The organism is Dyella terrae (genome assembly GCF_004322705.1).
Lineage (GTDB): Bacteria > Pseudomonadota > Gammaproteobacteria > Xanthomonadales > Rhodanobacteraceae > Dyella_D > Dyella_D terrae.
Genome location: NZ_SIZZ01000001.1, coordinates 692,845 through 711,444 on the forward strand (window position 1 = coordinate 692,845; position 18,600 = coordinate 711,444).

Consider the following 18,600-nt stretch of genomic DNA (forward strand, 5'->3'; position numbering starts at 1 on the left):
AATCACCAACACTTAAAGGCAACTTCATGACGCGCGATAAACCATTCGTCAATTTCGACACGCAGGTCGATCGTATCCAAGCGGTCGGCAAACGGATCGAGAAGGAAATCGACAAGGCCAGGAAGGCGGCACATTCCAAGGATATTCGCGAAATCCGTTCGGAAATCCAATGGGATGTCACCAAGATAATTCATCAATTGGAGTTGTCCGCGGAAATTATTCAGGAGGCGAGAGAAGACATGCGCGACCTATGCTCCCAGCTTTTCGAGAAGCCTCCTATTTTCGTTTTCCGCAGCACTTCCTACAACGAAGATGGATCAATTCGCCGTACGCGCAATTGGCAGGTGAATTCATGACGCACAAGGCCGCCGGCTTCGGCCACTGTCGCGACCTCGCATCGGACATCTATCACGAGCTTTCCCGCATCGATGACGAAATGCGGGAGGTATACCGGCAGGTCCAACGCGTGAATTTCGATTCCGAAGATACATTTCGCGTGGCGGAAGCCAACGCCGCCGCACTGCTGGCCTCTCTCCATAGCGCACGCGTCGCCTGGCTGGACGCGCAAGGCCGCGTCCTCGGCCAGTTGATCGCGCGGGCTCACCAGACTGCGCAGCTCAGCCCCATCGGGGGCCACGCATGAAGCCGCAATGCGCTGCCGCCGTCGAGAAGATCTTTGGCCGCAAGGCGACGCCCGGCGAGTTGACCAGCATCGAATCGCGCATTTATGCGTCGATGCAGGAACTGCAGGCGAAGGACCCGGTGCGCTGGCGCGGCCTGTCGCGCGACCAAAGGCTGCAGGAAGGCGCCCAGCTCGCCCGTCAGAAAACGGTCCAGGATGTGACCCGGGCTCACGCCAACACGATTCGCGACATGGAGACGAAGGCGTCGCAGCTGCGCAAGCTGGAATCCTATGCCGCTGGCACGGGAAAAGGGCAGGGTCAGCTGGCCGCGCTGCGTCAACGGGCCATTTTTCATGCCGGTTCCAAGGGCGACCTGTCGGTCGAGATTCAGCGCAAGGCGGTGTTCAAGGACTTCGTGCGCCGTCTCGGCGACATTGGCGGGGAGGGCAAGTTCTTCGGCCTGGTCCAGGACGCGCGCGAGCAGAACGATCTTATGCGTGCGATTCGCGATGAACCCACCGGCCGACCGGAAATTGACGCCGCTGGCGCCACGGTGCGCAAGGTCATGGACGAAGCGTTCCAGCAGATGAACGACGTGGGCATCCACATCAACCGCCTGGACGACTGGCATACGCCGCAGCCGTGGGACTGGACGAAGGTGGGCGCTGACCGCGGCCAGTTCGTGAAGGACGCCATGGATGCGGTCGACCTCGACCGGTACATCTGGCCGGATGGCCGCCCCATGAAGCCGGACGAAGTGCAGAAGCTGATTTCGAAATCAGCCGAAACCTTGGGCACGAACGGTTCGAACAAGCGCGGCGAGAAAGAGGGCTCCGGGTTCTCTGGTTCAGTGGGTGGCAGCCGCAACGCGCCGCGACAACTGCACTTCAAGGACGCCAACGCCTACATGGCGATGATGGACAAGTACGGTTCGGCTGACAATGTGTTCTCGCTGCTGGTGCACCACCTCAATGGCGTGGCCCGCGATGTCGCTGCCGCGCGCGTGTTCGGTCGAGACGCCGACAACTTTTTCCCCCAGCTGGTCGAAAAGGGTTTCGCCAACGATGCGCTGGCGGTATCCGGCAAGTCGCCGGAGAAGCGGGCCAAGGCCCTTGAGAAACTGGAAGACCTCAAGAAGCGCACGCTGAAGGAGTGGCAGGCGATGCGCCAGCCCGATCATCCGGGCTCGATGCCAGGCTGGGTGAAAGTGTCACAGGCCATTCGCGGCCTGGCGGGCGCGTCCTTGCTCGGCACGTCCACGCTGTCGGCTATCCCGGACCTACAGATGGCCGTGGGATACACCCACCTGCTGGGCATCGCCAAGTCCAAGATCCTCGGCAACGTGGCCGAAGGCATGAAGCCAACAGCGGAAAATCGCAAGAACATTTCCCGTCTGGGCATCGTGGTCGACGGCCTGGAAGGCGCGGCCAACCGATTTGGCTCCGAAGAATTGGGGCCGCACGCCATTCGCTTTATGAACCATGTCGTGCACGTCGGCTCGGGCCTGCGTATGTGGGACCGCGGCATGGCGCACGGCGTGTCGGCCAGCATCATGGACATGCTGGGCGAACACGTCGGCAAGAGCGACTACGCCACCCTGGACCCCAAGACCAAGGCGTACCTAGATTCGCGCGGCGTGACGGCCGACCACTGGCAAACGTGGCAGCTGGCCGACCTGGACAAGGGTCAGGACGGCACGCGCACCATGTTGACGCCCGACAGCATCTACAGCATCCCCGACGAAAAGCTCCAGCCGCTGGCCGAGCAACGCGTCAAGGCGCGCGACGGCACGGCGACTGACGCCGAGGTTGCGCGCGAGACTCGTAACCTTCGATCGGAAGCGGCGCAGCAATTGCTAGGCACCGCGCTTCACGAAGTGCAGATCGGCGCGCGCGGCGGCTCTGGAGCCACGGTCGCCGACCAGCTGATGATGGGCCTCGATCCGGGAGCACGTGGCACGTGGTGGCACGAGTTCTGTTCGTGGATGTTGTTCCTGAAGCAAACGCCGCTGGGCATCTTCAAGTCCCACATGTTCGACGTACCGCAGGGCATGGACGATTGGCGCTCGGCCGCGGTCTACCGTGCGAAGTTCATGGCGGGCTCGGCGGCACTCGGCGCACTCGGCCTGACCTTGAAGAACCTGGTCCTCGGCCAAGATCCGGAAGACCTGTTTACCCCCAAGGGGCTGGGCAAAATAGCCATCGCGTCCGGCGGCCTGGGCATGTACGGCGACTTCATGTTCGGCGACAAGGGCGATCACCAGAACGGCGCCCTGGCCAAGGTACTGGGACCGGGCGCTACGATGCTGGAAGACGCCCTGCAGCTGGCGTTCAATGCGCGGGACGCAGGACTTGGGGCTGCCGGTGTCGAATACGAAAAGGGCAACGAACCAATCAAGCCCGAGCACCTGGCGGCCCAAGGGCTTCGCATGGTCCGAAATTACTCGACCCCTTTCATGCGCATCTGGTACCTGAAAGCCGCGTTCAACCACATGGTCTACAACCAGATGATGGACAACCTCTCGCCTGGGTACACGGCGCGCGTCGAACAACGCATGGCGCAGCGTAACCAAGGGTCTTGGTGGGCGGCGGGCGACGCCCTGCCGAACCGGGCACCCAACCTCAAAACTGTTGTCGGCGGACCCTAGTGGGTCCTATCTTCGGCGACAAATTCAAGAGCGTGCGCCGCCGGCGACATTTCGGAGAAGAAAAGTCGCCAGCGCAGAAATCCCCGGGCGAACACGGCCCCGGCAAATTCCTCAAACACGGACTCAAGTTGTTCCCCCATATCTGTAGGTCCGAGGCGGGTTATTTCGCCAATGAGGGCGAGAACGTAGTTTTTCTCTCTGAAGGTGGCCCTCGTGACCGCGCCAGTCTCTTTCAGTTGCACGAAGACCGAGCCCAGGAGCGGAATGTCTAGCCCGAGGAATTTGGACCAGAGGACGAGATAATTCTCGTCCTCGAACACGCGACGGCCCGTGATCTTCTTCATAGAAGTTCCTTCGGCAAACGGAGGTGGCCCGTCGCGCCAGCATTTGCGGACGCTACGAGCCACCATCTGCACAGTTACACGCAGTCCCCGATTCTATGGGCGGAAATCCACAGCTTCATGTGCGGCTGCCCAACTATCGTAGCCACGCCATCAAGTGCGTCGTCGTCGTGAAAATCCCCGGCAAAATCCAAGAGATAGTTATCGATGCCGGGGAACACAGACGCAAGTTTTGCGCTCCATTTCGACACTTGAATCTGTCCTGTTACGTGGCCCGCGTCATACGTCAGCGTGGCGCGATAAATGTAGCCTTCGTCGCCGCCATTCATCGCACCGTCTTTGATCGTAACTATGCCGCTACCGTGGTCGTCCACTTTCGTCGAGTTCTGGTAGAACGTGACCTCATAGATTCCGTCGCGCATGGATTTCTCCCCCTGGGTGAACTGCTGCAGAGGATGCACTGTTGAACGATGGCGTGTGAAGTCCACGGGATCACCCCATGCTGCGGCGCTCGTGTCCATAGATCATCCGGCGCTGCTTTTGGGGAAGTTGCCGTTGCGCTAGGTCACCGGACTTTTTGGAGCTCAGCGGGTTCCAGTGGCCCAGGCTCCAAAATACCGTTCGAAATGCTGCCCAAAAGTTGACCAAACGGGGACCAAAACAGACCATTCCAGACCAACCAAAGAAAAAGGCCTGTAAGCGAATCAATCACTTACAGGCCCGTATTGGTGGAGGTGGCGGGAGTCGAACCCGCGTCCGAAGGCGCTTGACGCCCGGTACTACATGCTTAGCTCACCGTTGGATCTCGCCCCTCGACAGCACGATGTGCAAAGCGCATCGAAGGACCAGCCTGCTTGATTTAGCCCTGGCCGACAGGCGGCAGCTTTGGGCGATCTTGTGATAGTGACCCGGATTGCCACGAGCACAAGCACAAGTGGGTCCGGGGCTCAGCCTCTATATGGGCCGACCGTTGTCAGGCTACTTCTTAGGCAGCGAGAGCAACGGGAGCGTAGTTGTCGTCGTTGGCAACTATGAGTTTTGCTACTGGATTTACGAGGAAAGTCGCCCCCTCGGCATGCACCAAGCCATCTCACTACCCCCGTCGAAGCCAGGACACCCCCGGGGAAAACAGATTGCTGGAACGGGAGAGTATATGGAGGTGGCCGGCCACACATCAAGCCGCGATCTTCACGAAGGCTGCGGCTATCGTTAATGCAACGGACAACTCCCCGTGGGGTGGCACATGGCACGTGTTCGAATGGCCGGGCAGGGCGATGCGGGCACGCTGACGCAGATGCGCTGTGCATTTCTGGAGGAGCTGGGGCAGGCGCTGCCCGACGGCTTTGCCGATCACCTGCGCGCCTGGGTCGAGGCGGCGTTCGCCGACGGGCGGCTGCTGTGTTGGATGGCCGAGCAAGACGGAAAGATCTTGGGCTGCGCCGCGGTTAATCCCTACGCCCACCTGCCGTCAGCGGGCTACCCCGCAGGCGTGGGCTGGTACCTGCTTAATGTCTATGTGAAGCCTGCGCACCGCCGTGGAGGCGTAGCAGGAAGCCTTTTGACCGCCATAGGCTCGGCGGCGCGGGAGCAGGGCATTGATATGCTGTCCCTGCATTCCACCGAGCCGGCCTGGAAAATGTACGAGCGCTACGGCTTTCGTCCGTCCATGGACGCGATGTCCATGGCGCTGGCGACAGGCTGATCAGGCGCGATTGTGCGCGCGCATGGTGCGGGCCTTTTCGCGCTGCCAGTCGCGTTCCTTTTCGGTTTCGCGCTTGTCGTGCGCCTGCTTGCCTCGCGCGAGGCCGATTTCGACCTTCACCTTGTTGCCCTTCCAGTACATGGCGGTGGGCACCATGGTGTAGCCCTTGCGCTCGACGGCGCCGATGAGCGTGTCGATTTCCGAGCGATGCAGAAGCAGCTTGCGGGTGCGCCGATCCTCGGCAATGACGTGCGTCGACGCGCTGATAAGCGGCGGAATGGAGGTGCCGATCAGCCAGATTTCACCCTTGAGCACCATCGCGTAGCTGTCGCCGAAATTAATGCGGCCGGCGCGCAGGGCCTTCAGTTCCCAGCCCTGCAGGGCTACGCCAGCCTCGAAGCGCTGGTCGATGTGGTACTCGTGGCGGGCGCGCTTGTTGAGCGCAATGGTGCCGCTGCCTTTGTTGTCTTTGTCCTTAGCCTTGGCCATGTCCGCTAAACTTCGGGCTTACTTGCCCTGTTTCGTGATGCTTGATGAGGCTGCCGTGATCGAGATTCGTCGCAGCGCCCTGGTGAAATACTCGCCGGCGCAAATGTTCGACCTGGTCAATGAGGTCGAAGCATACCCAAAGCGTTTCCCGTGGTGTGCCGGCGCCGAGGTGCTGGAGCGGGGCGAGAACATGCTGGTGGCGAGGCTGGATCTCAAGTTTGCCGGTTTTCGGCAGAGCTTTACCACCCGTAACATCGTCGATCCGCCACACCGCTTGCATATGAGCCTTGTCGATGGTCCGTTCAAGAGCCTCGATGGCGTGTGGGAATTCATCGCCCTGGGTGATTCGGGCTGCAAGATTACCTTTGCACTGGACTTCGAATATGCCGGCAAGCTCGGTGGTACGGCCCTGAAGCTGGGGTTCCAGGGGCTGGCCAGCCGGATGGTGGAGGATTTCGTGCGCGAGGCCGAAAAGGCCTATGGCTGAGCCTTCAATCGCGATAGAGGTCGTTTACGCGCCCGCCTATGGCACGGTGTTCCGCCGAATGCTGAATCTGGCGAAAGGTGCCACCGTGGCGGCGGCGCTGGAAGCTTCTGGCGTGGCTGAGGCCGTGCCCGGTTTCGTGGCCGATCCGGCCCAGCTTGGCGTGTTTTCGCGCAAGGTGGGCCTGGAGTACGTGCTCAGGGACGGTGACCGACTGGAGATCTACCGTCCGCTGACCCTTGATCCGAAGGAGGCGCGCCGCAGGCGCGCCCAGGACAGCTAAGTCCTCAGAACTTGCTGCCGTCGTCGTCCTTCTTGTCGCCGGACGTATCCTTGTCGCCACGCGTATCGTCGGCCGAGTAGCCCGAATTGAGCTTCTTGCCCTGTTCGATCAGCTTGTTGGCGTCTTCGGAGAAGAAATCGCCTTCTTTCTTGACGAGGGTGTCGTTATTGAAGGTGAGGCTCAGCGTGCGGACTTTCATGGCGCCGCCGCGGTGGGCCTGCGTGGACACGTAGTCCCAGCGGCTGGCGTCGAACGGGGTGGTCACGGACGGCGTACCCAGCAGCACCAGGACCTGGCGCTTGGTCATGCCCGGCTCGAGCTGTTCCACGTTTTTCTTGTCGAGCAGGTTGCCCTGCTGCACGTCGGGGACATAAACCAGGCGACAGCTGGCCAGGGAAAGGGCCAGCATGGCAAAGCCCAGCGTGCGGATCAGCTTTTGCATGCGTCTTGCGTCCGGATCGTAAAGGTGACGGATGATACACTAACGGCCCTTTGGGGCCGCGTGCCTGGAGCGAGCGATGGAACAGGAAACCAAAGAACTACGTAAGGCCGGGCTGAAGGTCACGCACCCCCGCATGCGCATCCTGCAGATCCTGGAGGAGGAGGAGTCTCACCACCTCACCGCCGAAGACATCTACAAGAAGCTGCTTGCCCACCAGGAAGACATCGGCCTGGCCACGGTCTATCGCGTTCTCACGCAGTTCGAGGCGGCCGGCATCGTGGTCAAGCACAATTTCGAAGGCGGCCAGGCCGTCTACGAGCTCGACCGCGGCAAGCACCACGATCACATGATCGACGTGGACAGCGGAAAAGTGATCGAGTTCATCAGCGAGGAGATCGAGCGCCTCCAGCATGAAATTGCGGCCCGCCATGGCTACGTCATCGAGGATCACAGCCTGGTGCTGTACGTTCGGCCGAAAAACCGCACCAAATAAGGGTTGATTTGACCCTGAGGAAGGCTGGTGGCATTGCCGCCGGCCTTTTTTTGTGCGCCCACGCCCGGATGGGATCGACCGCCGGGACTTATGGCAGTGGTGGCGACTGGGGGTGGGCAGGGAATATGCGGCCCGAGCCACGCTGCACGGCTGAAAGACAGGCATAAAAAAAGCCGCGGATGGACTCCTGTCCACCTCGCGGCTGATCCGATTCGGTGAGCCTCTGGATATGCGAGTTGCTCGCGGATATCCAGGTCTAGCCACCGAATCGGCGAGACAGCATCCTGCCGTCTTTCATGCCCACCGTCCCCACGGTTGGCATGGCTCACCATCTTGCGATGGTGGCTCCCCCACATCGATGGAAAGATGCTAACGAAGCCTTCACACGTGCGGTATCGGAAAATTTCCTACCCCCGCATTCCTACATCCGGGGTGTGAATTGGCTCGCATTGCTGCTGCGCAGCAAAATGCGGAAATGCACGCCCTGTGTTTCCGGGCGCAGGCGGAAGAGTCCGCCCAGTGAGGTCACACGGTCACGCATGCCTTGCAAGCCGCGTCCACCGCGCGGCATGCGAGTTGGCAAGCCAACACCATCGTCGCGGATGTCGAGCAAAGCCAGTGCGCCGCCCTGGCGTTCGCCGATTCGCAGGCGCAAATGGAATCGCGCGGCCTGTGCGTGCTTCACCGCATTGGTAGCGCTTTCCTGCACCAGTCGATAGATCGCGGTGCGCGTGTCTTCGTCGAGCAGGCGCGGATCGCCATGCAGTTCGGTGCGGTAATCCATGCCTGCTGTCGTGAGCAGATCGCGAATCGGGCCTTCGTCCAGCGCGCGCATCAAACCGAATTCGTCGAGCACGGCAGGACGCAAGTCATCGAGCAGGCGATGCAGCGCTTTCCTCATGTGTTGAAGGATGGTGCTGATCGACGTGCCAATGTCCTCCATGCCCGCGTGTGCGAGCCGCGACTGCGCAAGCTTCAGATGCGTGTGGATGGCTGTGAGGTTTTGGCCGAGTTCATCGTGGAGTTCGGCCGCCATATGTCGGCGTTGGCTTTCTTCGGCCTGGAGATTGCCTCGCGCAGCGTCGCGCAGTTGGCGCGCAAGTTGATCCAGGCGCCGGTTGACAGCGGCAAGGTAGACGTTCTGTTCGGCGACGCGCTCGCTGCTGCGGCGAAGCGCATCGGTGGCCGAGCCAAGCATCAGTGCCCCTGTGCCGGCGACGGCGAGGAAGAGTTGTCCCGTTGCGTCGGGAGCAGGGCGACCAGAGAAGTGATCGACCAGAGTCATGCCGAGATTCGACACGAGCATCGCCAGACCGGCGCCACGCCACCCGTGGCGGAAGGCGAAGAACAGTACCGGCGCGAGTGAAAGAATGCGGGCGAACTGGGGCTGCGGCGGTGCGTGGGAGGCGAGCAACAAAAGAATGGCGAGCGATGGCAGCATGACCAGCAGGCCGTCCATCAACAGGTTGGCCAGTGCGCGACTGCTCATGTGCGCACGGAACAGCATGATCAGCAGCGGCACGACCAGCAGGATGCCGACGTAGTTTCCGAGCAGGTCCTGGCCCAGCGCCTTCATCAGCAGGGCTGACGATGGCGTGGCATGGATGACCGTCAGCAGCGCGGCGTCCGTCACCGTCGTGGCGGCAACCGTGAAGGCCGCGGTCAGGAGTAGCCGGGATACGTCTTCGGGATCGCGCATGCTCACGTGCAGTTGCGCGCGGCGGATGAGCCACAGACAGCCCATGACCACGATGGGTTCGGGCAGCTCTCCCAGGACGAAGCCCATCCAGCCCAACGGGGCGTGCTGGGCGACCGTTATCAGCGCGGTCGCGGCAAACTCGGCGCCAATCAGCCAGGGCCACAGGCGCAAAGGTGCCAGCAGCAGGGCACCAAAGCGCAGGCCGTAGGGCAGCATCCAGTACGGCTGCTCAGTCGGCCAGAGCAACAGCCAGAGCAAGAAGTAGCCCAGGCCGAGCCACAGGCCTTTCCAGGGGGTGTAGGAGGATCGCGATGACATGCGCGGATGGTACATGGCGTCATTCATCAGGAATCTCCCGGGGGCATGCTGGGTGGAAGCTGGCGGGGAATCGGGCACCCCTTACAAACCGGTCGGCGAAGGCCGTCTTTCCCCATGGGCAAAATGAAAGTCCCCTGCTATACATTCAGCCCATGTATAGCATCGTCCTGGTCGATGACCACGCCATTGTCCGCGAAGGATTCAAGCGGCTGATCGAAATGGAACCCGATCTCGAGGTGGTCGCCGAGTGCCGCAGCGCCGACGACGCCGTCGAGGCCGTGAGCCTGCGCCGCCCCGACCTGGTCGCCCTGGACCTGTCCCTGCCGGACGGCAGTGGCTTGCCGCTGATCGAGCACTTGCGCAGCGTCGCCGACGCGACGCGCATCGTCGTGCTGAGCATGCATGACGGGGAACCCTATGTGTCGGAGGCACTGCGGCGCGGCGCCAGCGGTTACGTGACCAAGGGTGTCGCACCGGAAGAGCTGGTCGCCGGGCTGCGCGCCGTGATGCAGGGCGAGTGCTTCCTCAGTTCCGACCTGCGCCAGCGCCGCGCGGAGCGGCCGAGCGAGGCGCTGGATCCCATCAATCGATTGACCACCCGCGAGCGGGAGGTGTTTCTGTTGCTGGCGGTGGGCCGCGCACCGAAGCAGGTTGCTGCCGAGCTGGGCATCGGTCAGAAGACCGTATACATCCATCGCGCGAGCCTGATGGGCAAGCTCAATGCGGGTTCGGAACTGGACCTGTACCGCATGGCGAGTGAGCGGGGAATGCTGCCAGGGCGGGAAGGCAAGGTTTAAGGCGCAGCTGACCGCTTGGCGGTACCGACGCCAAGACATGCGTTGCGTTCCGAAAAAAGAAGGGCCGCTTGGCGGCCCTTTCTCATGAAGCATCAACGCAAGCCCTTTTCAGGACCTCGCCGCCGCACGCTCCAGCATCTGTTTCGCGTGGGCCTTTGTTTCCTTCGTGATTTCCACGCCCCCGAGCATGCGGGCCAGTTCGTCCCGACGCCCATTCGCATCCAGTTTTTCGATCTGCGTGCGGGTGTGTTCGCCGTCGCTCTGCTTGCTGACGCGCAGATGGGCATGACCCTGCGCCGCCACCTGGGGAAGATGGGTCACGCACAGCACCTGACGCTGTCCGCCCAGCGCACGGAGTTTCTGGCCGACGACTTCGGCGACGGCACCACCAATGCCGGTGTCCACTTCATCGAAGATCATCGTGCCGACGGTGTCCTTGCCCAGCGTGGCCACCTCAATGGCGAGGCTGATGCGCGCCAGTTCGCCGCCCGACGCCACCTTGCGCAATGCGCGCGGAGGCTGGCCCGGATTGGCGCTGACGAGGAGTTCGCAGCGTTCGCGTCCTTGCGGATCGGGTTCGTCTCCGGAGGTCGCTTCGAGTTCGATCTTCAGGACGCCACCGGACATGCCCAGTTCGCCCATCAAATGGCTGACTTCCTGGCCGAGCTTTTCCCCGGATGCGGCGCGCGACTTGCTCAGCGTGGCGGCGGCCGCGGCGTAGTCCTGAAGGAGCGCCTTCGACTGCGCGTCGAGTTTTTCGAGCGCTTCGCCCGCACCTTCGAGCTCGGACAATTCAGTGCGCAATGAGGCTGCCTTCTCGTGCAGCTCTGCGGCCGGCAGACGATGCTTGCGGGAAAGCTCGTGCAGGCGCGAAAGGTGCTGGTCGACTTCCGTGTAGCGCTCGGGATCGAGGTCGACGTCCTGGGCGTAACGGTTGAGGCCATCGGAGGCCTCGCCGATCTGGATGTCGGCGTTGTCGAGCATTTCGAGCAGCGGAGCGAGGCGGTCGTCCAGCGCGCTGAGCTTGCCCAGTTCCACGTGGGCCCGGGCGAGGGTGCGGCGCAGGGACAGTTCACTGTCACCGTCGATCATTTCCGCGACACCTGACGCGCCCTCGGCCAGTCGGCCCGCGTTGGCGAGGATGCGGTGGCTGGCTTCAAGTTCGGCCAATTCGGCGGGGGCGAGAACCCAGTGCTCGAGTTCCTCTGCTTCGTGGCGCAGGAGTTCCAGGCGCTGCTCGCGGTCATCGCCACCGCTGAGCTTGCGGATGCGGGCCTGCGCCTCGCGCCATTGCTGGGCGAGCTCGCGGACCCGCTGGACCAGGTCTTCGTGCCCGGCATAAGCATCCAGCAGCGTCATCTGGTGACCGCGCGAGAGCAGGGCCTGGTGTTCGTGCTGGCCATGGATCTCCACCAGCATGGCGGCGAGGTCGCCCAGCTGCGTGGCGCTGGCGGGGCGGCCATTGATCCAGGCGCGGGAGCTGCCTTCGGCACGGATGACGCGGCGCAGGCGGCAGCTGCCGTCCTCCTCGTCCAGTTCTTCCCGGCGCAGCCAGGCATCGGCATCGGGCAGGGCGGCCAGGTCGAACTCGGCGGCCAGCTCGGCGCGATCGCTGCCGGTGCGCACCATGCCACTGTCGGCGCGGGAGCCGGCGAGCAACATCAATGCGTCTACCAACAAGGACTTGCCGGCGCCGGTCTCGCCGCTGACAACAGTGAGGCCCGGGCCGAAAGCGATCTCGGCTTCTTCAACGACTGCGAAATGGCGGACGTAGAGCGAGGTAAGCATGTGAGGTCGGGTAGAAAGGTCGGCGGATTGTAAGGGCAGAAGCCCGTGGACTGGACAGGGTATGCGGCGTGCGCTTACTCACATGTCCGAGCCGACTGGTCCCCTGACGGTCGATTCTTGCAAACTACCAGCCTAGACCTTATTTCTTAACCGTCTCACGGATTGCCACAGCGCATGCCATTTCCTCTCGGCCAAGATCTCGATATTCGCGCGCGCCGCCTGCTGCGCACGCTGATCGCCCAGTATCTGGTCGATGGCGAACCCGTCGGCTCGCGGACCTTGTCGCGCTCGTCAGGGCTGGACGTCAGTCCGGCGACGATCCGCAACATCATGGCGGACCTGGAAGAAGCCGGCCTGGTGGCCTCGCCGCATACGTCAGCCGGACGCATCCCGACGCCGCGTGGCCTGCGCTTGTTCGTCGACAGCCTGATCGAGCTGCAACCCCTGCCGCAGGACGAGATGGCGCGTCTCCAGCGGGAGCTCCCGCCGGGTCCGACCACCACCCGTGACCTGCTGGGCAACGTGTCCTCCCTGTTGTCGGCGATGACCCACTTTGCGGGCGTCGTCACCGTTCCCCGACAGGCTGACTTTCCGTTGCGCCACATCGATTTCGTCCCGCTGCCCGACGCCCGCGTGCTGGTCATCCTGGTGTTCTCCGATAACCAGGTGCAGAACCGCGTGGTGCAGCTGACCCATCCCCTGGACGGTCGCGAGCTCGAACAGGCTGCCAATTACCTCAATGCCCATTTCGTCGGCCTGCGCCTGGATGACATCCGGGCCCATCTGCTGCGCGAATTGCGCGAAACCGGCAGCGAACTCAATCAGTTGCTATCCAGTGCGGTCGAATTGGCCGCCGCTTCCTTTGCTCCCGCGTCCAGCAGCGACGACGTGCTGGTGAGCGGACAGACCAACCTGATGGGCTACTCCGAGCTGGCCAATCTGGACCGTCTGCGTGAGCTTTTCGAGGCTTTCCAGAAGAAAAACGAGCTCTTGCAGCTGATGGAAGTCTGCGCCAAGGCGCCGGGCGTGCGCCTGTTCATTGGCGAGGAATCGGGCTTTGCTGCCCTGGACGGCTGCTCCGTGGTGACCGCCAGTTATGGCGCCCAGGGCAGGGTTCTGGGGGCCATCGGGGTCATCGGTCCTACCCGCATGGCCTACGAGCGGGTGATCCCGGTGGTCCAGGCCACGGCCGGATTACTTAGCGACGCCTTGAATCGCGCCGCCTCGGCCTCATAACCGCCCCGGGAGGCGGGGTTCTTACCCGCAGATTGTGTTGACGGCCGGTGCCTGGCACCGGTCATGGATGATGTTTGGAGCCTTTTCATGCAGAACAACGATCCGCAGGTGCCGAACGGGGCGCCAGATGCCGCATTGGAAGCAGCCAACGCTGACCTCGAGGCCTTGCGCGCCCGCGTGGCCGAGCTCGAAGCGACCAACACCGATCTTCGTGAAGTGGTGTTGCGCGAGAAGGCCGAAATCGAGAACCAGCGTCGTCGGCTGCACCGCGACCTGGAGCAGGCCCGCCGCTTCGCCAACGAGAAGCTGCTCAACGAGCTGCTGCCGGTTTATGACGGCCTCGAACGCGGCCTGGCGGTTGAGGGCGGTGACGTCGCCAGCGTGCGCGAAGGCATTGCGCTGACGCTGAAGTCGCTGCTGAAGATCGCCGAGAACAATGGCCTGACGCAGGTCGACCCGGTGGGGCAGCCGCTGGATCCGGAACGCCATCATGCCGTGAGCATGATCGACGCACCGGGCCAGGCACCCGGCACCGTCGTCAGCGTCCTGCAGAAGGGCTATGTGTTGAACGACCGTCTGTTGCGCCCCGCGCTCGTCGCGGTCGCCAAGGATTGATCGAAGCAGTGTGCGAGGGAGTGCGCCGCTGAACGGCGACCGCTCCACCGGCTTCACCAAACAAAGGGTGTCTCATACCGCGCGTTGAATCGCCCGGGTCGGACCCCATCTGGAAACCAGCGCGGCCGCGGGGCTGCAGTAGAGCATTCGGAGCATAAACATGGGCAAGATCATCGGCATTGACCTGGGTACGACCAACTCCTGCGTCGCCGTGATGGACGGTAGCAGCGTCAAGGTCATCGAGAATTCGGAAGGCGATCGCACCACGCCGTCCATCGTTGCTTTCAGCAAGGATGGCGAAGTGCTGGTCGGCGCGCCGGCCAAGCGCCAGAGCGTGACCAACCCGAAGAACACCTTCTACGCGGTGAAGCGCCTCATCGGCCGCAAGTTCACCGACGCGGAAGTGCAGAAAGACCTGCACATCGTTCCCTACGGCATCGTGGCGCATGAAAATGGCGACGCGTGGGTGTCGAAGGACGATGGCACGAAGATGGCTCCGCAGGAGATCTCGGCCAAGGTCCTCATGAAGATGAAGAAGACCGCCGAGGACTACCTGGGCGAGACCATCACCGAAGCCGTGATCACGGTGCCGGCGTACTTCAATGACAGCCAGCGCCAAGCCACCAAGGACGCCGGCCGCATCGCCGGTCTGGACGTCAAGCGCATCATCAACGAACCGACCGCCGCTGCCCTGGCCTATGGCCTGGACAAGAAGGGCGGTGACCGCAAGATCGCCGTGTACGACCTGGGTGGCGGTACATTCGACGTGTCGATCATCGAGATCGCCGAAGTCGACGGCGAGAAGCAGTTCGAAGTGCTGGCCACCAATGGCGACACCTTCCTGGGTGGCGAAGATTTCGACATGCGCGTCATCGATTACCTCGTCGAGGAGTTCAAGAAGGACCAGGGCATGGATCTGCGCAAGGATCCGCTGGCCCTGCAGCGCCTGAAGGACGCCGCCGAGCGCGCCAAGATCGAGCTGTCGTCCAGCCACCAGACCGAAGTGAACCTGCCGTACATCACGGCCGACGCTTCCGGTCCGAAGCACCTCAACATCAAGCTCACCCGCGCCAAGCTCGAAGCCCTGGTCGAAGATCTCGTCAAGCGCACTATCGAGCCGTGCCGCACCGCGCTCAATGATGCTGGCCTGCGCGTGTCCGACATCGACGAAGTCATCCTCGTCGGCGGCCAGACCCGCATGCCGAAGGTGCAGGAGTCGGTGAAGGACTTCTTCGGCAAGGAAGCGCGCAAGGACGTCAATCCGGACGAAGCCGTCGCCGTGGGCGCGGCCATCCAGGGTGGCGTGCTGGGCGGTACGGTCAAGGACGTGCTGCTGCTGGACGTGACCCCGCTGTCGCTGGGTATCGAAACCATGGGCGGCGTGATGACCAAGCTCATCGAAAAGAACACCACCGTGCCGACCAAGGCCTCGCAGGTGTTCTCCACTGCCGACGACAACCAATCCGCCGTGACCGTGCACGTGCTGCAGGGTGAGCGCGAGCGTGCCAGTGGCAACAAGTCGCTGGGCAAGTTCGACCTTTCCGGCATCGATCCGGCGCCGCGCGGCATGCCGCAGATCGAAGTCACCTTCGACATCGACGCCAACGGCATCCTGCACGTGTCGGCCAAGGACAAGAAGTCCGGCAAGGAACAGAAGATCGAAATCAAGGCAGGCTCGGGCCTGTCCGAGGACGAGATCAACCGCATGGTGGCCGACGCCGAGGCCAACAAGGAAGACGACCGCAAGTTCCATGAGCTCGTCGGCGCCCGTAACAAGGCCGACCAGCTGGTGCACGCCACGCGCAGCGCCATCAAGGAACACGGCGGCAAGATCCCGGCCGACCAGCTGAGCAGCATCGAAGGTGCGCTCTCTGATCTGGAGAAGGTCAAGGACGGCGACGACAAGTCCGCCATCGAGGCGAAGGTCGAGAAGCTTGAACAGGCTGCCCAGGCGCTGTACGCCGCGGCCCAGGGTGGTGGCGCCGGCGACGCCGGTCCGCAGCCGGGCCCGCAGGGTGGTGCCGGTTCCGCCGGTCAGGACGACGTGGTGGACGCGGAGTTCACCGAAGTAAAGGACGACAAGAAGTAATTGGGTGAAGTCGCAAGAGGGGCCTGACGGCCCCTCTTGCTGTGAACGGAAGAACGGTAAACAGGGAATAGCATGTCGTGGCCGCACCATGGCTTGCGGGTTTGGCAGGATGCCATGGCCTTGGTTACTTGCTTGTACGAAGCTACTTCGGTGTTTCCGGCAAGTGAGCAATTCGGACTCGTCGCACAGATTCGCAGGGCCACCGTTAGTGTTCCCTCCAATATATCGGAGGGTGCGAGCAGAGGTAGCAGGAGGGATTTCATCCGATTCCTCCTGATTGCCCGAGGTTCGTTGTCCGAACTGGATACACAGATCCGAATCGCCGAGAATCTCGGCTTCGTGGACGACGCCAGCTCAATTATCGAAGAGCTCGGGAGACTCCGATGGTCCCTCAGCTCACTCATCAAAGTTCAACAAGCACGCATTACGTCATGACCAGTCCTGCTCTTACCCTTTACCGTTCACAGGCGACGCAGTCGCCGGCTTCACAGGCCAACGGCCGGCCCCACCAGCCATGACGAAGCGCGACTACTACGAAATCCTCGGTGTCGAACGCACCGTCACCGAAGTTGAACTCAAGAAGTCGTTTCGTCGGCTGGCGATGAAGTTCCATCCGGACCGCTGTCCGGACGATCCGCATGCGCAGGAAAAGTTCAAGGAAGCCAAGGAAGCCTACGAAGTGCTTTCCGATGCCGAGAAGCGCGCGTTGTATGACCGCCATGGTCATGCCGCCTTCGAGAACGGCATGGGCGGCGGTCGCGGTGGCGCCGGTTTTGGCGACATGGGCGATATCTTCGGGGATATTTTCGGCGACATTTTTGGCATGGGCGGTGGCGGTCGCGGGCGTCCGCGTCGTGGCGCCGACCTGCGTTATCTGATGGATCTCGATCTCGAAGAAGCCGTGTTCGGCATCGAAAAAAAGATCGAGGTGCCGACCCAGGTCAATTGCCAGCATTGCAATGGCTCAGGCTCGGAAGACGGCAAGGTGGCCCAGTGCCAGACCTGCCAGGGCCACGGCCGGGTACGCATGCAGAACGGCATTTTTTCGATCCAGCAGGCCTGTCCGCATTGCGGCGGCAGTGGCCAGGCGATCGAAAAGCCGTGCAAGAAGTGCCATGGCGACGGCCGCCTGGAAGAAACCCGCACGCTGTCGGTGCGCATTCCGGCGGGCGTCGACAACGGCGATCGCATTCGCCTGACGGGCCAGGGCGAAGCCGGCCCTGCGGGCACGGAAGCGGGCGATCTTTACGTGGAAGTGCGCGTGCGCGAACACAATATCTTCCAGCGCGACGGCAACGACCTCTATTGCGAAGTGCCGATTCGATTCGCCCAGGCAGCCCTGGGTGCGGAGCTGCAGGTCCCGACGCTGGAAGGCGAGGTGCCCGTGCAGATCCCGCCGGAAACCCAGACGGGTCAGCAGTTCCGGTTGCGCGGTCGGGGCGTCAAGTCGGTTCGCAGCGGCCGTGCCGGTGATCTGATTTGCCGCGTGCTGGTGGAGACCCCGGTGCGCCTGACCAAGCAACAGCGCGATCTGCTGGAGCAGCTTGAAACCACGTTCGCTGGCGGCGAAGCCGAGAAGCACACCCCGCAGGCCAAGACCTGGGTCGACGGCGTGAAGCAGTTCTGGTCGCGCGTGACCTCCTGATCGTACGTTTCCACATGCCCCATCAGTCGCCGGCGTGTACGCAAGGACGCGCTGGCGTTAGCATCGCAACCCCTTGTCATTCCGTCTGCGGAGTAAGCCCATGAGTCGTCCCGTTCGTCTGGCCATCCAGGGCGCTACCGGTCGCATGGGACAGGCCCTGCTGGCCCTACTTCGCAACGACGAACGCTTCGAGCTGGTGGCTGCATTGACCGCGCCGGATGCCGCACAGCTGGGCACGCCGATCTACGTCGGTGAAGACAGTGGCCTTCGTTTCAGTCATGCGTGGCCGGCCAGTGGCGAGCTTGATGTTGTGATCGACTTCAGTGGCCCGTCCGGTCTCGCCGACGCGCTGGCCTATTGTCAGGCGCAAGGTGTTGCTCTGGTAACGGGCACGACGGGCCTGGACAAGGCGCTGCAGGACAAGCTGGCTGCGGCGTCTGCGACTATCCCCTTGCTGCGCTCGGCCAATTTCAGCCTGGGCGTTGCCGTGCTCAAGCGCCTTCTCCGTGAGGCGGCTGCTGCACTGCCTGACTGGGACCTCGATATTGTCGAGGCGCATCACAGTCGCAAGGAAGATGCGCCCTCAGGCACGGCGCTCGCCCTGGGGGAGGCTGCCGCATCGGCGCGCGGCACCACGCTTGGTGAGTCGGCCGTTTACGCCCGCGAGGGTCGCACGGGGCCGCGTCAGGCGGGCACCATCGGGTTTGCCGTCATTCGCGGCGGCGATATTGTTGGCGAGCATGAGTCGTTGCTGATGGGGCAGGGAGAGCGCATTGAGCTCAATCATCGCGCAACCGATCGATCAATCTTTGCGCGCGGCGCCATTGAAGCGGCCCATTGGCTGGCTGGTCACGAGCCCGGCGCCTACGATCTCGACGCCATGTTGAACGAGCGCACGGCACGCTGATC

General features: G+C 62.7%; 20 protein-coding genes and 1 other RNA gene. 14 read left to right on the forward strand and 7 right to left on the reverse strand.

Annotation, left to right across the window (positions count from 1 at the left end):
• Positions 1–26 precede the first annotated feature (26 nt).
• Genes EYV96_RS03340 through EYV96_RS03350 form a run of 3 tightly spaced genes read left to right on the forward strand, consistent with a single transcriptional unit; the run spans position 27 to position 3,270 of the window.
• Positions 27–356 (forward strand): hypothetical protein, encoded by a 330-nt coding sequence (locus tag EYV96_RS03340; RefSeq protein ID WP_131150078.1) that lies wholly within the window; start codon positions 27–29, stop codon positions 354–356.
• On the forward strand, positions 353–643 hold the full coding sequence (locus EYV96_RS03345) for a hypothetical protein (RefSeq protein ID WP_131150079.1): 291 nt from the start codon (positions 353–355) through the stop codon (positions 641–643). The genes EYV96_RS03340 and EYV96_RS03345 overlap by 4 nt, the downstream gene beginning before the upstream one ends.
• Positions 640–3,270 carry a hypothetical protein gene (locus EYV96_RS03350; RefSeq protein ID WP_240732327.1) on the forward strand — a complete coding sequence of 877 codons (2,631 nt, stop codon included), beginning with the start codon at positions 640–642 and terminating at the stop codon, positions 3,268–3,270. The genes EYV96_RS03345 and EYV96_RS03350 overlap by 4 nt, the downstream gene beginning before the upstream one ends.
• On the opposite strand, the gene EYV96_RS03355 is transcribed toward EYV96_RS03350, so the two are convergent.
• From EYV96_RS03355 to ssrA, 3 genes are all read right to left on the reverse strand, one after another.
• Positions 3,267–3,614 carry a hypothetical protein gene (locus tag EYV96_RS03355; protein ID WP_131150080.1) on the reverse strand — a complete coding sequence of 116 codons (348 nt, stop codon included), beginning with the start codon at positions 3,612–3,614 and terminating at the stop codon, positions 3,267–3,269. The two genes, EYV96_RS03350 and EYV96_RS03355, sit on opposite strands and share 4 nt — an antisense overlap.
• A gap of 74 nt (positions 3,615–3,688) precedes the next feature.
• Positions 3,689–4,132, reverse strand: a complete 444-nt coding sequence (locus EYV96_RS03360) for a GrlR family regulatory protein (RefSeq protein WP_131150081.1) — start codon at positions 4,130–4,132, stop codon at positions 3,689–3,691.
• Between the two features lie 205 nt (positions 4,133–4,337).
• Positions 4,338–4,732, reverse strand: a transfer-messenger RNA (tmRNA) gene (gene ssrA / locus EYV96_RS03365).
• Positions 4,733–4,854: 122 nt separating this feature from the next.
• Here ssrA and EYV96_RS03370 point away from each other — a divergent pair.
• Positions 4,855–5,313 carry a GNAT family N-acetyltransferase gene (locus EYV96_RS03370; protein WP_131150082.1) on the forward strand — a complete coding sequence of 153 codons (459 nt, stop codon included), beginning with the start codon at positions 4,855–4,857 and terminating at the stop codon, positions 5,311–5,313.
• Here EYV96_RS03370 and smpB read toward each other — a convergent pair whose 3' ends face one another.
• Positions 5,314–5,802, reverse strand: coding sequence for an SsrA-binding protein SmpB (gene smpB / locus EYV96_RS03375; protein ID WP_131150083.1), 489 nt, complete (start codon positions 5,800–5,802; stop codon positions 5,314–5,316).
• Positions 5,803–5,857: 55 nt separating this feature from the next.
• Here smpB and EYV96_RS03380 point away from each other — a divergent pair, with 55 nt between their 5' ends.
• The gene (locus tag EYV96_RS03380; protein ID WP_131150084.1) at positions 5,858–6,289 is read left to right on the forward strand and encodes a type II toxin-antitoxin system RatA family toxin; all 432 of its coding nucleotides are present in this window, start codon (positions 5,858–5,860) and stop codon (positions 6,287–6,289) included.
• Positions 6,282–6,569, forward strand: coding sequence for an RnfH family protein (locus EYV96_RS03385; RefSeq protein ID WP_131150085.1), 288 nt, complete (start codon positions 6,282–6,284; stop codon positions 6,567–6,569). Before EYV96_RS03380 ends, EYV96_RS03385 begins: the two co-directional genes overlap by 8 nt.
• 4 nt (positions 6,570–6,573) lie before the next feature.
• On the opposite strand, the gene EYV96_RS03390 is transcribed toward EYV96_RS03385, so the two are convergent.
• The gene (locus EYV96_RS03390; protein ID WP_131150086.1) at positions 6,574–7,011 is read right to left on the reverse strand and encodes an outer membrane protein assembly factor BamE; all 438 of its coding nucleotides are present in this window, start codon (positions 7,009–7,011) and stop codon (positions 6,574–6,576) included.
• Between the two features lie 76 nt (positions 7,012–7,087).
• Here EYV96_RS03390 and fur point away from each other — a divergent pair, with 76 nt between their 5' ends.
• On the forward strand, positions 7,088–7,504 hold the full coding sequence (gene fur / locus EYV96_RS03395; protein WP_131150087.1) for a ferric iron uptake transcriptional regulator: 417 nt from the start codon (positions 7,088–7,090) through the stop codon (positions 7,502–7,504).
• A 421-nt stretch (positions 7,505–7,925) separates the two neighbouring features.
• On the opposite strand, the gene EYV96_RS03400 is transcribed toward fur, so the two are convergent.
• Positions 7,926–9,548 carry an MASE1 domain-containing sensor histidine kinase gene (locus EYV96_RS03400; RefSeq protein WP_425478692.1) on the reverse strand — a complete coding sequence of 541 codons (1,623 nt, stop codon included), beginning with the start codon at positions 9,546–9,548 and terminating at the stop codon, positions 7,926–7,928.
• Between the two features lie 125 nt (positions 9,549–9,673).
• Here EYV96_RS03400 and EYV96_RS03405 point away from each other — a divergent pair, with 125 nt between their 5' ends.
• The gene (locus EYV96_RS03405; protein WP_131150088.1) at positions 9,674–10,318 is read left to right on the forward strand and encodes a response regulator transcription factor; all 645 of its coding nucleotides are present in this window, start codon (positions 9,674–9,676) and stop codon (positions 10,316–10,318) included.
• A gap of 108 nt (positions 10,319–10,426) precedes the next feature.
• On the opposite strand, the gene recN is transcribed toward EYV96_RS03405, so the two are convergent.
• On the reverse strand, positions 10,427–12,106 hold the full coding sequence (gene recN, locus EYV96_RS03410) for a DNA repair protein RecN (RefSeq protein ID WP_131150089.1): 1,680 nt from the start codon (positions 12,104–12,106) through the stop codon (positions 10,427–10,429).
• A 174-nt stretch (positions 12,107–12,280) separates the two neighbouring features.
• Between recN and hrcA the strand changes: the two genes are divergently transcribed.
• From hrcA to dapB, 6 genes are all read left to right on the forward strand, one after another.
• Positions 12,281–13,342, forward strand: coding sequence for a heat-inducible transcriptional repressor HrcA (hrcA, locus tag EYV96_RS03415; RefSeq protein WP_131150090.1), 1,062 nt, complete (start codon positions 12,281–12,283; stop codon positions 13,340–13,342).
• Positions 13,343–13,429: 87 nt separating this feature from the next.
• Complete coding sequence (gene grpE, locus EYV96_RS03420; protein WP_131150091.1) at positions 13,430–13,957, forward strand: nucleotide exchange factor GrpE; 528 nt, start codon at positions 13,430–13,432, stop codon at positions 13,955–13,957.
• Between the two features lie 160 nt (positions 13,958–14,117).
• A complete protein-coding gene (gene dnaK / locus EYV96_RS03425; RefSeq protein WP_131150092.1) occupies positions 14,118–16,046 on the forward strand; it encodes a molecular chaperone DnaK in 1,929 nt (642 codons plus the stop codon).
• Between the two features lie 72 nt (positions 16,047–16,118).
• Entirely contained in the window at positions 16,119–16,481 is a 363-nt protein-coding gene (locus tag EYV96_RS03430) for a four helix bundle protein (RefSeq protein ID WP_131150093.1), read from the forward strand.
• A gap of 79 nt (positions 16,482–16,560) precedes the next feature.
• Positions 16,561–17,691 (forward strand): molecular chaperone DnaJ, encoded by a 1,131-nt coding sequence (gene dnaJ, locus EYV96_RS03435; RefSeq protein WP_131150094.1) that lies wholly within the window; start codon positions 16,561–16,563, stop codon positions 17,689–17,691.
• Positions 17,692–17,791: 100 nt separating this feature from the next.
• Complete coding sequence (dapB, locus tag EYV96_RS03440; RefSeq protein ID WP_131150095.1) at positions 17,792–18,598, forward strand: 4-hydroxy-tetrahydrodipicolinate reductase; 807 nt, start codon at positions 17,792–17,794, stop codon at positions 18,596–18,598.
• Positions 18,599–18,600 lie beyond the last annotated feature (2 nt).

What these genes read in the sequence shown, in the direction of transcription:
- EYV96_RS03340 (WP_131150078.1), top strand. Translation starts at nt 27, where the DNA reads ATGACGCGCGATAAACCATTCGTCAATTTCGACACGCAGGTCGATCGT.
- EYV96_RS03345 (WP_131150079.1), top strand. Translation starts at nt 353, where the DNA reads ATGACGCACAAGGCCGCCGGCTTCGGCCACTGTCGCGACCTCGCATCG.
- EYV96_RS03350 (WP_240732327.1), top strand. Translation starts at nt 640, where the DNA reads ATGAAGCCGCAATGCGCTGCCGCCGTCGAGAAGATCTTTGGCCGCAAG.
- EYV96_RS03355 (WP_131150080.1), bottom strand. Translation starts at nt 3,614, where the DNA reads ATGAAGAAGATCACGGGCCGTCGCGTGTTCGAGGACGAGAATTATCTC.
- EYV96_RS03360 (WP_131150081.1), bottom strand. Translation starts at nt 4,132, where the DNA reads ATGGACACGAGCGCCGCAGCATGGGGTGATCCCGTGGACTTCACACGC.
- EYV96_RS03370 (WP_131150082.1), top strand. Translation starts at nt 4,855, where the DNA reads ATGGCACGTGTTCGAATGGCCGGGCAGGGCGATGCGGGCACGCTGACG.
- smpB (WP_131150083.1), bottom strand. Translation starts at nt 5,802, where the DNA reads ATGGCCAAGGCTAAGGACAAAGACAACAAAGGCAGCGGCACCATTGCG.
- EYV96_RS03385 (WP_131150085.1), top strand. Translation starts at nt 6,282, where the DNA reads ATGGCTGAGCCTTCAATCGCGATAGAGGTCGTTTACGCGCCCGCCTAT.
- EYV96_RS03390 (WP_131150086.1), bottom strand. Translation starts at nt 7,011, where the DNA reads ATGCAAAAGCTGATCCGCACGCTGGGCTTTGCCATGCTGGCCCTTTCC.
- fur (WP_131150087.1), top strand. Translation starts at nt 7,088, where the DNA reads ATGGAACAGGAAACCAAAGAACTACGTAAGGCCGGGCTGAAGGTCACG.
- EYV96_RS03400 (WP_425478692.1), bottom strand. Translation starts at nt 9,548, where the DNA reads ATGAATGACGCCATGTACCATCCGCGCATGTCATCGCGATCCTCCTAC.
- EYV96_RS03405 (WP_131150088.1), top strand. Translation starts at nt 9,674, where the DNA reads ATGTATAGCATCGTCCTGGTCGATGACCACGCCATTGTCCGCGAAGGA.
- recN (WP_131150089.1), bottom strand. Translation starts at nt 12,106, where the DNA reads ATGCTTACCTCGCTCTACGTCCGCCATTTCGCAGTCGTTGAAGAAGCC.
- hrcA (WP_131150090.1), top strand. Translation starts at nt 12,281, where the DNA reads ATGCCATTTCCTCTCGGCCAAGATCTCGATATTCGCGCGCGCCGCCTG.
- grpE (WP_131150091.1), top strand. Translation starts at nt 13,430, where the DNA reads ATGCAGAACAACGATCCGCAGGTGCCGAACGGGGCGCCAGATGCCGCA.
- dnaK (WP_131150092.1), top strand. Translation starts at nt 14,118, where the DNA reads ATGGGCAAGATCATCGGCATTGACCTGGGTACGACCAACTCCTGCGTC.
- EYV96_RS03430 (WP_131150093.1), top strand. Translation starts at nt 16,119, where the DNA reads ATGTCGTGGCCGCACCATGGCTTGCGGGTTTGGCAGGATGCCATGGCC.
- dnaJ (WP_131150094.1), top strand. Translation starts at nt 16,561, where the DNA reads ATGACGAAGCGCGACTACTACGAAATCCTCGGTGTCGAACGCACCGTC.
- dapB (WP_131150095.1), top strand. Translation starts at nt 17,792, where the DNA reads ATGAGTCGTCCCGTTCGTCTGGCCATCCAGGGCGCTACCGGTCGCATG.